The organism is Actinoplanes sp. GCM10030250, assembly GCF_042666575.1.
GTDB lineage: Bacteria > Actinomycetota > Actinomycetes > Mycobacteriales > Micromonosporaceae > Actinoplanes.
Genome location: NZ_JBHTDO010000003.1, coordinates 12,903 through 26,625 on the forward strand (window position 1 = coordinate 12,903; position 13,723 = coordinate 26,625).

Annotated in this window: 8 protein-coding genes and 1 tRNA gene; 3 read left to right on the forward strand and 6 right to left on the reverse strand. The window is 69.2% G+C overall.

The window, feature by feature from the left end:
* Positions 1-133: 133 nt before the first annotated feature.
* The 6 genes from ACFQV6_RS05860 to ACFQV6_RS05885 all read right to left on the reverse strand — a co-directional run bounded on the left by ACFQV6_RS05860 (position 134) and on the right by ACFQV6_RS05885 (position 10,215).
* The gene (locus ACFQV6_RS05860; RefSeq protein ID WP_378026292.1) at positions 134-1,480 is read right to left on the reverse strand and encodes a ferric reductase-like transmembrane domain-containing protein; all 1,347 of its coding nucleotides are present in this window, start codon (positions 1,478-1,480) and stop codon (positions 134-136) included.
* Positions 1,481-1,542: 62 nt separating this feature from the next.
* Positions 1,543-1,626, reverse strand: a tRNA-Tyr gene (locus tag ACFQV6_RS05865).
* Between the two features lie 101 nt (positions 1,627-1,727).
* Positions 1,728-2,729: a TAXI family TRAP transporter solute-binding subunit gene (locus ACFQV6_RS05870; protein WP_378026293.1), complete on the reverse strand. Its 1,002-nt coding sequence runs from the start codon at positions 2,727-2,729 to the stop codon at positions 1,728-1,730.
* Positions 2,726-4,888: a TRAP transporter permease gene (locus ACFQV6_RS05875; RefSeq protein WP_378026294.1), complete on the reverse strand. Its 2,163-nt coding sequence runs from the start codon at positions 4,886-4,888 to the stop codon at positions 2,726-2,728. The genes ACFQV6_RS05870 and ACFQV6_RS05875 overlap by 4 nt, the downstream gene beginning before the upstream one ends.
* 183 nt (positions 4,889-5,071) lie before the next feature.
* Positions 5,072-7,621: an NACHT domain-containing protein gene (locus ACFQV6_RS05880; RefSeq protein WP_378026295.1), complete on the reverse strand. Its 2,550-nt coding sequence runs from the start codon at positions 7,619-7,621 to the stop codon at positions 5,072-5,074.
* A 293-nt stretch (positions 7,622-7,914) separates the two neighbouring features.
* The gene (locus tag ACFQV6_RS05885) at positions 7,915-10,215 is read right to left on the reverse strand and encodes a beta-galactosidase (RefSeq protein ID WP_378026296.1); all 2,301 of its coding nucleotides are present in this window, start codon (positions 10,213-10,215) and stop codon (positions 7,915-7,917) included.
* A 209-nt stretch (positions 10,216-10,424) separates the two neighbouring features.
* On the opposite strand from ACFQV6_RS05885, the gene ACFQV6_RS05890 reads away from it, so the two are divergent.
* The 3 genes from ACFQV6_RS05890 to ACFQV6_RS05900 all read left to right on the forward strand — a co-directional run bounded on the left by ACFQV6_RS05890 (position 10,425) and on the right by ACFQV6_RS05900 (position 13,722).
* A complete protein-coding gene (locus ACFQV6_RS05890) occupies positions 10,425-11,735 on the forward strand; it encodes an ABC transporter substrate-binding protein (protein WP_378026297.1) in 1,311 nt (436 codons plus the stop codon).
* A 160-nt stretch (positions 11,736-11,895) separates the two neighbouring features.
* Positions 11,896-12,873, forward strand: coding sequence for a carbohydrate ABC transporter permease (locus ACFQV6_RS05895; protein ID WP_378026298.1), 978 nt, complete (start codon positions 11,896-11,898; stop codon positions 12,871-12,873).
* 3 nt (positions 12,874-12,876) lie between these two features.
* On the forward strand, positions 12,877-13,722 hold the full coding sequence (locus ACFQV6_RS05900) for a carbohydrate ABC transporter permease (RefSeq protein WP_378026299.1): 846 nt from the start codon (positions 12,877-12,879) through the stop codon (positions 13,720-13,722).
* Position 13,723: the final 1 nt, after the last annotated feature.

The following is a 13,723-nucleotide window of genomic DNA, read 5'->3' on the forward strand; positions in this document are numbered from 1 at the left end:
CCGTGAATCCCCCGTGCTTTCCCGTGCATCCCCCTGATGCGGACCGGGCGGGACCTGCAGCTTGGGGCGTGAAAGCCCCGCCCGGCCGGCTCATGATGCCGGGCCGGGCTCTCGAATCACTCTCGGACCGCTGTCATGACGCCAGCCGGAAGGTCTCGGCGTGCACCTGCCGTGACGGAACCCGCAGCTGGTGCAGGCTGTCCAGCACGGTGTCGGTGAGCACGGCCGGTCCGCAGACGTAGACGTCACGATCGGTGATGTCGGGCACGAGCGCTTGCAGGTTGTCCGGGCGGAACGGCTGGTTCGTCGGACCGGTCCGGCCGGTGATGACGTGCAGCCGGGCGCCCTTGGCGGCGGCGAGGTTCCGCAGCTCACCGAGGAGGACCGCGTCGGCGGTGCTGCGGGCCCGGTAGAGCACGATCACGTCACCGCCGATCTCCGGATCCTCCAGCAGGGAGCGGACCGGCGTGATGCCGATACCGCCGGCGATCAGCAGGGTCGCGGTCCGGGCGCGCGTGGCCAGGGTGAAGGCACCATAGGGTCCCTCGGCGAAGACCCGGGAACCGACAGTGAGGGTACGCAGCCCGGCGCTCGTGGTGCCGATACCCTTCGCGGTCAGCCGCAGCGTCCGGCCGTTCGGCGCCGCCGACAGCGAGAACGGGTTCACCTGCCACCAGCTGTTGTGCCCCGGGAACCGCCACAGGAAGAACTGGCCGGCGCGAGCCGGAAGCCGGTGCAGGTCACGGCCGGTGACGTGCACCGACACGACATCGTCCGACTCCGGCACGACGGCGGCGACCCGGAAGCGGTGCCGCGAGTTGCGGATCAGCGGGACGATCAGGCGGCCGGTCAGCAGCGCTCCGAGGGCGAACGCCCAGAGGCTCCACCAGTACACCTTCGTGCCCAGGTTGATGGCGAAGGCGGTGCCCTCGTAGAGCTGGTGAATCACACCGAGAACAACAACGACATAGAGGATCAGGTGTACGGCGTGCCAGGCTTCGTACGACAGGCGGCGCCGCGCGATCCGGAGGGACAGCGCCACCACCAGCACGATCAGGCTCACCGCGATCATGCCGAGCAGCACCGGCACCTGCTTCGACAGGGTCAGCGCGGTCCGCAGCACCGGCACGCCGTCGTACCGGGCGAAGCCGAGGATCACGAACGAGGGATGCAGGATCGCCAGCCAGAAAAGGGTGAACCCGACCCACCGGTGCCAGCTGGTGAGGCGGTCCATCCCGAAGCCGCGGTCCAGCAGCGGCAGGCGGGCGATCAGAAGGAGTTGCACGATCATCGTGAAGGCGAGGTAGAGGCCGAGCATGCGGCCGACGGAGCCGAAGAGGTTATGTGCCGGCGGACCGGCAAGCTGGAACATCACCTGGATGGCGACGAGGTTCACCAGAAGAAAAGCCCAGAGCGCGAGGCGTGCGACCAGGGCGGAACGGCGGACGGTGACTACCTGCGGATGGCTCACAGCGATCATCCCGGTCTCCCCTGCAGAAAATTGTCTACAGTGTGTACCGCATTCGTCACTGAACGGTTCAGTGCGGGCGACAGGATTCGAACCTGTTCAGCGCTGAGGCAACCGGTTTACAGCCGATCCCGACTCTCCCACGTCGGCGCGCCCGCAAGGGTGAGGAGAAACAAGGCGCCGCCCATCCCCGGCGGGGACGAGCGGCGCTCGAAGCTGAGGCCAACCTAAATGCTCGGCACCAGACCGGGCAACGCGATTACTGCGGTGCCCCGAGGTCGTCCAGGGCCTTCACCGCACCGCGGTGCGGGGTCACCGGAGCCGTCTGCCGGGCGGTCTCCTTCGTGATCTCCTTGGCGGCGGCGTTCGCCTGCTGCAACTGCGGCTGCCGCTCGAACAGCGTTTTGGTCAGCACACACGCCACGTTCGCGTCCAGGTCGTCGCGGACCAGCAGGTAGTTGGGCACCACGATGGTCTTCACGTCCGCGCCGCTGCCGTACGTCGCGGCGGCGATCGTGCCCTCCTGATACACCTCGTTGATCTTCTGCATCTCCGGCAGCAGCGGGGTGATGTCGAGGAACTCGACCTGGTCCTCGGCCGTGGTGAGCAGGTCGGTGATGCCCGGCGTGGGCAGGCCGCCGGACCAGAACAGCGCGTCGATCGTGCCGTCCTTCATCCCGTCGACGGTCTTGGTCAGGTCCAGCTTCTGCGCCTGGACGTCGCTCTCCGGCTTGAGCCCGGCCGCGGTCAGGATCCGGTTGGCGATCACCTCGGTGCCGGACTTCGGGGAACCGGTGGAGACCCGCTTGCCCTTCATCCCGGCGACGTCCTTGATTCCGGCCGCCTTCCGGACGATGACCTGCGTGTAGTTGGTGTGGATGCGCGCGAGGGCGGCGACCGGCTGCTTCTCGGTGAAGCTGCCTGCCCCGTTGACGGCGTCGGCAGCGGTGTCGGCGAGCGAGAACGCGACGTCGTACGTGCCGGCCACCAGTTGCTGGATGTTCTGCACCGAGGCGCCGGTCTCGGAGGCCGTCGCCTGGAGGTTGCCGCCGGCCGCGTTGATCTGCTCGGCGTACGCGTTGCCCAGTGCGAAGTAGACGCCGGTGGCGTTGCCCGTCGCGATGCCGATCCGGGTCGCCTGGGCCACCTCGCAGGTGACGTCGCCGCCGGTGTCCGAGGCGGCGCTGTCCTGCTTCCCGCCGCAGGCCGCGGTGGCCAGCGCGAGTGCGCCGACCAGGGTGGTGCTCAGTACTCGTTTCATGCTTCCTCCCGTGAACGCGTGTCTTCCGAGGACTCGGCGGGGGCCGATGGCGATGCGGGTTTGGGCGCGGCGGCCGGTTGCGGTGCGGGGCCGGGGGCCGGTTGCGACGCCGGGCCAGGAGAGGGTGCCGGGTGCGGCGCGCGGCTGAGGGCGGGCGGGTGGCCGCGGCGCCGCTGGACGGCGGCGATGAGCACGGCTGCGGCCAGGGCGGCCGCACCGGCGGCGACGGCGGCCGGCGCCAGGTAGAGCAGCAGCACGCCGGCCAGCCCGGCGAGCACCCGGCTGACCGGACCGGCCGGGCCGACACCGAGAACCCATCCGCCGGTCGCCACCGCCAGGCCCAGCACCGCCAGGGCCGCCGCCGCGGTGGTCCAGACGATGCCGAGCACCGGGCCACGGGCCAGCAGGTACTCCCCGTTGTCGGTCAGCACGAATGCGATCGGAGCCAGGAAGGCGGGTAGCGCGTACTTCAGTGCCTGCCACATGGTGGCGATCGCGCGCCCGCCGGTGATCGCGCTCGCGCCCACCGCCGCCAGCGCTGTTGGCGGGGTGACCTCGGAGAGCACCGAGTAGTAGAAGACGAACATCGCCGCGGCCGCGGCCGGCACGCCGAGGGCGAGCAGCGCCGGACCGATGATCACCCAGCCGATGATGAAGCTCGCCGTGACCGGTACGGCGAGGCCGAGCAGGGCCAGCGCGAACGCGGCGAGCACCACGGTCAGCGCGAGCACCGCCTGCGGGTTGTCGGTGATCGCCTGCGCACCGCTGACCAGCAGCGACGCGAGCTGTGCGCCGAGACCGGTCTTGGTGGTGATCGCGGTGATGATGCCGGCGGCGGCACAGACGGCGACCACCGGCAGGACACCGCGGACACCGGCGGAGAGCGCCGTGAAGATCCGCCGCGGGGTGAGCCAGGAGCGCCGGTCGAGGAAGGAGAGCGCGGCGGCCAGGATCGTCGCGTAGACCACCGCGCGGGTGGCGGACTGGCCCAGGGCCAGGAGGACGACGATGACCACGAGCGACGAGAAGTGGTACCCGAACCGCCCGAGCAGCCGCCACGCGCTGGTGGCCGGTGCGTCGATCGCCCGTACCCCGAAACGCCGCACGTCGATCTCCACCGCGAGCAGAATGCCCAGGTAGTAGAGGACCGTCGGGATCATCGCCCAGCCGAGAACGGTCAGGTAGGAGACGTTCAGGTATTCCGCGACGATGAACGCGGCCGCACCGAGCGTCGGCGGCGAGAGGATGGCGCCGACCCCGGCCGCGGCGAGCATGCCACCGGCCTGCTCCCGCGGATATCCCGCTTTGCGGAGCATCGGCCAGGTGACCGCGCCGACGCTGACAGCGGTCGCCGTACCCGATCCGGAGACCGTGCCCAGCAGAAAGCCGGCAGCGACAGCGGTGCGCCCCGCCGCGCTGCGCGATTTGCGAAAGGCGGCGACCGAAAGGTCGACGAAGAACCGGCTCGCCCCGGAGAGATCCAGCACCGCGCCGTAAATCGTGAAAAGCACGATGTACGTCGCCGCCACATCGAGCGGCGTGCCGTAGAAACCGCTCCCCGAGTTGTAGAGCGCGTCGACGATCTGCGCGAAATCGAGCCCCGAATGCGCCACCGGCAGGTGCTGCGGCAGCAGGCCACCGTAATAGCCGTAGGCCAGGAAAAGGGAACAGACGATTGGCAGCGCCCACCCGGTCGTCCGCCGGCAAGCCTCCACGACCAGCACCAGCAGCACCGCGCCGAAGATCACGTCGACCGGTTCGAGCAGGCCCTGCCGGTCGAGGAAAGCGTTGTAGCCACCGGCGAACGGATTCACCGGATAAAGACAAACCAGCAGAGCGGCACCGGCCAGAATCCAGTCGGTCACCCCCGGCGTCTCCCGGCCTTTCCCGAAACCCGATTTGTACGCGAGAAAAACGAGCGGAAGAGTCCACGCCAAAAATATGATCAGGTAGAACTGGCTCCCCTGCGCGAGCGGCCTGAACACCTGCCACAGCACCAGCAGAGCAGCCCCGAAAGCCACACTCGCGACGACCACGCCGGCCCACCCCGGCAACTCCCGAGCGGGCCTCTCCTCCTCATCGAAGTGCACCGCCTCCGGCACGTCCACACTGGACGCCCGCGCTGGGTCACCCGGCCCCGGAGATCGATCATCACCCATGAAACGGACAGTACTATGCCACCCCCGCCCAGGTAACGATCAAACCCCGCACGTCAGGATGACGACGCCGGCCGAGGCCTCCCACGATTCACGCGCTGCGCGTTCAGCAACGCTTCGGGCACTTCGCCGAGGTCAAGAACCTCGGCGCTCTCGACCAGACTCAGGGCGAGACCGGCCAGCCTGTCATGCGCCTCGACGTCGACATCCGGCGTGTCCGGCGATCTCCGCGCCAGGACGGCACCGCACGCTCTCACCAAGAGCCCGGCAGCCGAGGCCGGAAATCCGGCGCGGAACATCACCTCGCACGCCTCGGCGATCACCGGCGTCGGCACCGACTCGTCCACCAGAGCCTTGAGATAGAGCGCCAAGAACGCCCGCCGGCTCCGCCATCACACCGAACCGCAGCCCCGGCGCGAGCGTCACCGCCAGCAGAACGAGGTTGGCGGAGTAGCCCGCGTAGCGAGCCGGCATGCCCAGAACCACCGGCCGGTAATCGCCGGCTTGTCCTACCCAACTGATGTGCATGCATCGCCGATAGAGCTCGAAGACCACCTCAAGCCATCGGCGCCGTTCCTCCATGTCGAGCTCGCCAGCCATCTCTGCCAGGAACCGGACGATCGGCGCCCGCACCACCAACGGTGCGAACGACAGCAGCCGGGCGAAGAGCCCGTCATAGTTGTTCCAGTTCGGCGAGGCGGTGACCGAGTCCCTAGCCACCACCTCACGGAGGAGTTGCCAGGTGTAACGGGCCACGAGGTATTCGCCGAATGTCGCATGCAGGAATTCGTACGTCTGCAGTGCCTGCCGTCCCCTGACCGCCTGGGCCCGATGTACGAAGAAGAAGCGGCCCAGCAGCAGGGTGGCCGTGTTCATCCCGTCGCTGGCGCCACGCCTGGGTTCCGGTCCGAAGACGGCAGCGAGGTCGTGCACCAGGTCGGCTTCGGTGACCCACTGCGCCGACCGGTTGAGCATGGCGAAGGCCACCACCGAAAGGCGGCGCAGTTCCTCCTCCAGTGCGGCATGGCACTGCGCCTCGGAGAGGTGCGGACCGGCCTTGCGCACCTCTCGGCGCGCGAAGCTCACCAGCAGTCGTTCGTACAGGTCACTCTCGGACAACTCGTCGGTGTGCTGCAGGGCGTTCTCGTCGGCGTCGTAAAGTGCGAGCAACAGCAGAAGCAAGGGCTGGCCCGCTAGATCGGGGAAGCGCCGGGCGACCTCGGCGGGCAGTGGGCGCAGCCCCCGGGCGGCGAGATTGGGCCCGTTGATGTTCTGCCAGGTGGTGAGCCAGGCAGTCACCCGGTCCGCGTCGAAGGGTTCGAGCCGCAGGAACAGCGTGTCGGGCGGCGCCACGGCTCGGTCGGCGACGCTGGACCGGGTGGTGACCACGAAGGCGACTGCCCGGCCGAGGGCGGCTTCCCGGCGCTGGAAGTCGGCGACCTTGTAGAGGTAGTCGCTCTGACTGGTCGCGGTCGCCTGGAGCAACTCGTCGAAGCCGTCCAGCAGGATCACCGGCAGACCGCCGTCCGCGGACTCGGCCAGCCGGGGCCAGGCGGCCGTCTCGGTGGTGGTGATCTGAATGGACTGTTCGACCTGCCGCTGCAGGTCGAGTGTGGTGTCCACGTCGCGCAGCGGCACCCGAACCGGGAGAAAGCCGCCCTCGGCGAGTTCGGCGGCGAGCACCTTGGTGAGCACCGATTTGCCCGCGCCCGGCTGGCCGAGCACCACGATCGGCGCCGACTGGGCACGCGGCGACGTCAGGTAACCGGCGAGGAACGGATAGAGGTCAGCGCGAACGGGCCGGTTCTCCCAGAATCGTTCGTCGCTCGCAGGGTAGAGGGAGGCGGCCTCGGCGACCCGGAACAGCGACGGCAGGTACGCCTCGCGGAGGCTGGGCACGCCGAGCCCTGCCGGGAGGTCGCCGGTCTCGACGATCGGGCGGTCCAGCAGCGCGGCGTACGATCTGCGCAGCAGGTCGGCCACGCCGGTGGCATCGGCCGACGGACCGCCGATGCGGTGCATCAGGTCATGGATCTCCTGGACGGAGCCGGACAGAGCGGTTGCGCGCTGCTCGCGCAACCAGAGTTCGGCCTCGGGACAGTCGTTCCGAAGGTCGAGGAGCAGCTCCGCATAGCGGCTACCGGCGCGCGCCGGAACCTCTGCGAGGATCCGGTCAACCTCCGCCTCCTGGCCCGGACTCAGGTCGTCCCAGGGAGCCAGCCCGCGCAGAAACTGCCCGACCGCGGTGGAGAGCCCGCGGTAGACCTCGGTCAGGTGGGACAGATACTGCCCGGAACCATCGTGCGGCTCTGGCAGCCCCACAGCGACCCGCAAGGCGACCTCTGCGAGATTGCCATGACCCGCGTCCTTGCGAGTCAGGTGCAGTTGATCCTCCACGGTCAATCTCGCAGCGGACAGGTCGAACGGCAGCTCGGCGGCGGACAGCGCGTCGAAGTAGGCGGCGATCACGATGACGGTATGCGCAGCGGAGATCCGCTCGGTCCGGCTCAGCCGATGGGCACCGGTCAGGCGCTGGGCTGCCACCTTGACAAGTTGCTGGGACAACCTGGCGAATTGGGCGTGCGCGTCGAACCAGCTGAGCACCGTAGCGGGGGTGACAAGCGTTGCACTGAGGAGTAGGCCTCCGGTCAGATCGTTGAGTCGTCGCATCCAGTCGAAGTCCGGGCCCTGCCCGAGAATGCGTACCGCGTCGGCGTAGCTGAGCGCTTTGGGCACAGTCCCATGCTGCCGAGGCGGAAGCGCTGCCACAACGCCCCGATCGTGTCGAGGCCTGGAATGCGCATGTACGCTTGGACGTACTCCACGAAGTACATCATGAAGGTTATGACGATCAGCGAGGTTCGTCGGAACTTCGCTGCCGTGGCAATCCCGGCGGGACGGATCTTGGGTGATCGGCCACACCGGAAGGTGACCGATCACCCAAGATCCCGGAGGCGTCAGACCACCCTTTCGGCCCGCGCGAACCCGAGAACACGAAGACGTGTTCGACGCCGGGTGGTGCGCCCGATTCAGCTCTGCGGTCGGCCCGGACCTCGACGACGGTGCGCGGGCGGCTCCGGGTCGAGTACGGCGGTGGCCCGGCCGACCAGCTCGATGGTGTCGATGGCGAGCAGCTGGTCCTCGACGGTGGCGAGCCGGGCGCGGGCCTCGTGCGGTACGTGCACCGGGGAGCCCGCGGCCAGCGGCAGCAGGTGGAGCGTGACCTCGGCGCCCGCGCGGTAGCCGGCGTCGATCAGGTTGACCGTCCAGCGGGAGCCGTCCCAGAACCGGTCGGTCACCGTGGCGCCGTCGATGCGCAGTTCGCCGGTGTCGCCGGCCCAGAAGATGTGCAGCAGCGGATCGTGGTCCGCGCCGGCCGCCCACTCGGGCAGGTCGAGGCGGTAGACGGCGGCCAGTTCGTCGAAGATCTCCGGTGCGGGCGCCGACGGGCGGCCGTCGTGCTTGCCGTAGGTGACCGGGGTGACGGCTGCCGGGCGGATGAGCTCGGCGGCCACGGTCACGGCCCCGGGAGCGGGCGGTGGGAGCGGCAGGCTCCGGAACGATGTCACCACCGGGTCGTATAGGCGTACACCAGAGGTTGTCACGGTTTTGACCGTCACCTGGCCGGAGGCGTCCCACTGCAGTTCGTCGTCGCTGAGAAGGACCCGCCGCCCGCCGTCCTCGACCACCCAGACCGACGCGGCCGTCTCGGCCGGCAGGACGAGCACGTCGAGGGTGCCCAGCCGGACCGGCTCCAGGCCGGGGGTGACCTGCTGGACGCGCGTCTCGCCACCGGTGACCACCGCGATCTCCGGGTCGATGCCGGCCTCGGCGATCAGCACCAGCGTCGGCACCGGGCCGGGCAGCAGGGTGAGCGCGGTGGCGGTGGCCCAGGCGATGCGGACGCCGCCGGCGGTCAGGTTGAGCGGCCAGCGGGCCAGGGTGCCGGGCGGCACGTCGATCGGCTTCGACGGGAATTCGAGGTCGCCGCTGTCGAGGGTGACGCGGAAACGGGCGCCGCGGTAGGCCGGGAGCGGGAGGTGCGGCTGGTGCCAGGACAGGAAGAGAAAGCCGCTGTCACCGTCGCTGCGCAGGGCCCAGCGCAGCGTGTGGTCGTCGTCGACACCGGTCGGGCGTACGCCTGGCAAGCTGGACGGCATGTCGGCGAGCTTGTCGCCGAAGGCGGCGAGGAAGGCGTGCTGGCGGCGCAGCGCGGCGTGGCTCGGGGCGAGGGTGCCGGCCTCGCCGATCGGGGCGTGGAAGTCGTAGCCGAGCCGGGGCAGGTCGTTGGGATACCCGGTGGCGTGGGACTCCTGCAGATCCGGGCCGGGGTTCGTGCCGCCGGCGTACATGTAGTAGCCCTGCCAGGCTGAACCGTTCCCGATCTTGCAGTGCGCGATCGCCGCGACGTCGAGCGCGTCCGGGCGCGGCCGCCGGTGGTACGCGGTGGCCATGCCGCCGCCGAGCTCGCAGGTCGCCGGCGGGAAGAGGTCGGACGGCGTGCGCGGGCCACCGGACGCGGCCTCGATCGCCTGCACGCGCCGGACGTCGGCGCCGATGCCCGCGTCGTCCCAGACGTGGGAGAAGAAGTAGTGGTCGCGGAAGGTCGGGTCCCACGCCGCGTCGGCGTCCACCCAGAAGCCGTCGCCGTAACCGCCGTAGAGCGGGAGCACCTCGTCCTCGGGCAGGTCGGCGCCGCCCCACGCGGTGGCGGTCCACAGGGGTGCGGCCATCCCCGCCTCGCGCGCCAGCCTCTTCAGCGTGACCAGATGCTGCGGCTGGTCGTAGAGCTCGTTCTCCAGCTGGATGCCGAGCAGGGACCTGCCGGAGATCTCGCGGCTGATCTGCCCGAACCACTCGGTGACCAGCTCGAGATAGGCGGGGTCGTCGGTGCGGTGCCGGACCGGCGCGAGCTGCACCCAGTCGGGGAAACCGCCGTTGCGGGTCTCGCCGTGGCACCACGGGCCGATCCGCAGCACCACGTCGAGGCCGGTCTCGGTGGCCAGGTCGACGAAGGCGGCCACGTCGAGGTTGCCGTCGAAACGGGCCTCGCCACGGCGCGCGCTGTGGTGCAGCCAGAAGACGTAGGTGGCCACGACGGTGACCCCGCCGGCCTTCATCTGGCGCAGGCGCTCCGCCCACCGGTGCCGCGGCACCCGGCTGAAGTGCAGCTCGCCGGAGACCGGGATGACCGGGCGGCCGTCGCGGAGCAGGTATCGGCTGGTCAAACAGAGACCGGCACGCACGTCTTCGTCGTTGCTCATCCGCGGCCGGCGCAGCGGCGTCGCCCAGGGCTGATGGCGAACGGAGAGCGGCTCGAGCGGCGGCATGGGATCAGCTCCTTGCGATTTGACTGTAACCGGTCACAGACCGGCGAGCCCGAACGATACACAGGCGTAACGGGTGGGAAGCAAGCTCTTGACACGGGGCCGTAACAGCAGCACTGTAACCGGTCACAGGGACCGACCGAGGCGAATGCCTTCCGGCGGCTTCCCGTCCACGGCTTCCCGTTCCCGGCCAAGCCGATCAAGGAGGATCGATGAAGACGAAAATCGCCCCGTTCGTGGCGGCATTGACCTTGTTCGCCGTCACCGCCTGCAGCAGCAGCTCCGACTCCGACTCCGACTCGTCGTCGGGCGAGGCGAGCGGCCCGGTCTCCCTGACCTACTGGAGCTGGGCTCCGAACATGGACAAGGTCGTCGAGGCCTGGAACGCGAAGAACCCGAACATCAAGGTCACTGTCAACAAGCAGGACGGCGGCGACCCGGCCGTCACCAAGCTGCTGACCGCGATCAAGGCCGGCAGCGGTGCGCCGGACATCATGCAGGCCGAGTATCAGAAGATCCCCACGCTGGTCTCGGCCGACGCGATCGCCGACATCGCGGGTGAGGTCGGCTCGCTGAAGAGCAAGTTCCCGGAGGGCTCCTGGAACGGCGTCACCCTCGGCTCCGAGGCGGTGTACGGCGTACCCCAGGACTCCGGCCCGCTGATGTTCTTCTACCGCTCGGACATCTTCGACAAGAACGGCCTGCAGGCCCCGAAGACCTGGGACGACTACGCGGCGGCCGCCGAGAAGATCCACAAGGCCGACCCGAAGCAGTATCTCGGCACGTTCTCGGCCACCGACGCCGGCCTGTTCGCCGGTCTCGCCCAGCAGGCCGGCGCCTCCTGGTGGGGCGTGAACGGCGACGCGTGGAGCGTCAACATCGACGACGCCGCCACCCAGAAGGTCGCCTCCTACTGGGGTGGCCTGGTGGAGAAGGGCGTCGTCGACAACAAGCCGATGTACACCCCGGAGTGGAACGCCGCGCTCAACGACGGCACGCAGGTCGGCTGGGTCAGCGCGGTCTGGGCGCCGGGCGTGCTCGAGGGCAGCGCCAAGGACACCAAGGGCAAGTGGACGGCCGCTCCCATGCCGCAGTGGGACGCCGCGGCACCGGCGACCGGCAACTGGGGCGGCTCGGCCACCAGCGTCACCACCCAGAGCAAGTACAAGAAGCAGGCCGCCCAGTTCGTGTCCTGGCTGAACAGCGACCCGGAGGCCCTGAAGCTGCTGGCCGGCACCGCCAACGTCTACCCGGCCGCGACCGACGCCGCGGCGGTGCTCACCACGCCGCCGGCCTTCTTCTCCGGCCAGGCCGACTTCTACACGATCGCCGCCGACGCCGCGAAGACCACCAAGCCGTTCACCTACGGCCCCAACGTGAACGTCGCGTACAGCGCGTTCAACGACGCGTTCGGCAAGGCCGCGGAGTCGAAGAAGGCCGCCGCCTTCACCGGCGCGCTCACCACCATCCAGAAAACCACCGTCGACGACCTGAAGAACACCGGGTTCACCGTCGCCCAGTGAGCAATTCTCAACCTGGCATCGGGCCTGCACCTGCCGGGCCGTTGCCCGGCGCCGGCGGCCGAGGCACTCGCCACGTTGAAGAAGACTCAGTGATCGGCAGACCCGGGCGGGGTCGGCCCCGCCCGGGTCCCGGATCGGTTTCGCACAGGAAGGTTCGGCGATGTCGCTGATCACCCCAGCTCCTCCCAGCACCGCGCGCCCGGCCCCGGTGGCGAAGGCGGCGGCTCCGCGCACCCGGCGGGCCGGCGGCACCCCGTACGCCTTCCTCGCACCGGCGATGGTGCTCTTCGTACTCTTCCTCGCCGCGCCGATCGTGTACGCCGGTTACCTCAGCCTGCGTAAGGTCAAGGTCAGCGGGCTGGGACTGGGAGCCAAGGCCCGGACCGAGGTGTGGGCGGGTCTGAGCAACTACGCCAGGTCGATGACCGACCCCGACTTCCTGCCGAGCGTGTGGCGGGTTCTCGCGTACGGGATGATCGTGGTGCCGACCATGCTGGGCCTGGCCCTGCTGATGGCGCTGCTGCTGGACGCGAACCGGACCCGGGAATCGGTCGGCAAGTTCGCCCGGATTTCGATCTTTCTTCCGTACGCGGTACCGGCCGTTGTCGCCTCACTGCTCTGGGGCTTCCTCTACCTGCCCCGGGTCAGCCCGATCAACGACACCCTCGAGGCGCTCGGCATCACCGCACCGAACCTGCTCTCCTCGTCGGCGACCATCTGGGCGGTCGCCAACATCGCGGTCTGGGGCGGCACCGGCTTCAACATGATCGTCATCTACACCGCGCTACGGGCGGTCCCGACCAGCCTGTACGAGTCGGCCCGCATCGACGGCGCCTCGGAGACGGCGATCGCCTGGCGCATCAAGATCCCGATCGTGATGCCGTCGCTGGTGATGACGTTCGTCTTCTCGCTGATCGCGACCCTCCAGGTCTTCGCCGAGCCGATGACGCTCAAGCCGCTGTCGAACACCATCTCCACGACGTGGACGCCGCTGATGAAGGTCTACCGGGACGCGTTCACCCGCAACGACATCTACGCGGCCGCCGCCACCTCGGTGGTCATCGCGCTCGCCACGTTCCTCGTGTCCTTCGGCTTCCTGAAGCTCGTCGGGCGCCGGGCCTTCAATCAGGAGGACTGACCCATGTCCGTCATGACCGCGCAGAAGCGCAGTCCGGTCGCCACCACCCTCCTGATCCTCGGCGCCGCCTACTGCCTGCTCCCCGTCCTCTGGGTGCTGATCGCCTCCACCAAGAGCGCCGGCGAGCTGTTCTCCACCTTCACCCTGTCCCCGAGCGTCCACCTCTGGGACAACATCACCGACCTGGCCGGGTACCGCGACGGCCTCTACTGGCGCTGGATGGCCAACACCGCCCTGTACGCCGGTGTCGGCGCCGCCGCCTCCACGATGATCTCCGCGATGGCCGGGTTCGCCCTCGCGAAGTTCGAGTTCCGGGGCAAGAGTTTCGTCTTCAACGTGATCCTGGCCGGCGTCCTGGTGCCCGGCGTCATCCTGGCCATCCCGCAGTACCTGCTGCTGGCGAAGGTCGGGCTGACCAACACCTACTGGGCGGTGCTGCTGCCCAGCTTCATCAGCCCGTACGGCATCTACCTGGCCCGGATCTTCGCGGCCGCGGCGGTGCCCACCGAGATCCTGGAGGCGTCCCGGATCGACGGCGCCGGCGACTGGCGGACCTTCTACCGGGTGGTTCTGCCGATGATGCGCACCGGCCTGGTGACCGTCTTCCTCTTCCAGTTCGTGGCGATCTGGAACAACTTCATGCTGCCCTACATCATGCTCGGCGACGACAAGCTCTATCCGATCACGGTGGGCCTGAACGGCCTGCTCAACCAGGGTGCCAACCAGCCGGCGATGTACACGTCGGTGATCACCGGGGCGCTGATCTCGATCATCCCGCTGATCGCCCTGTTCCTGGCGCTGCAGCGGTACTGGCAGGTCGACCTGGCCGCCGGCGGGATCAAGGCCTGAC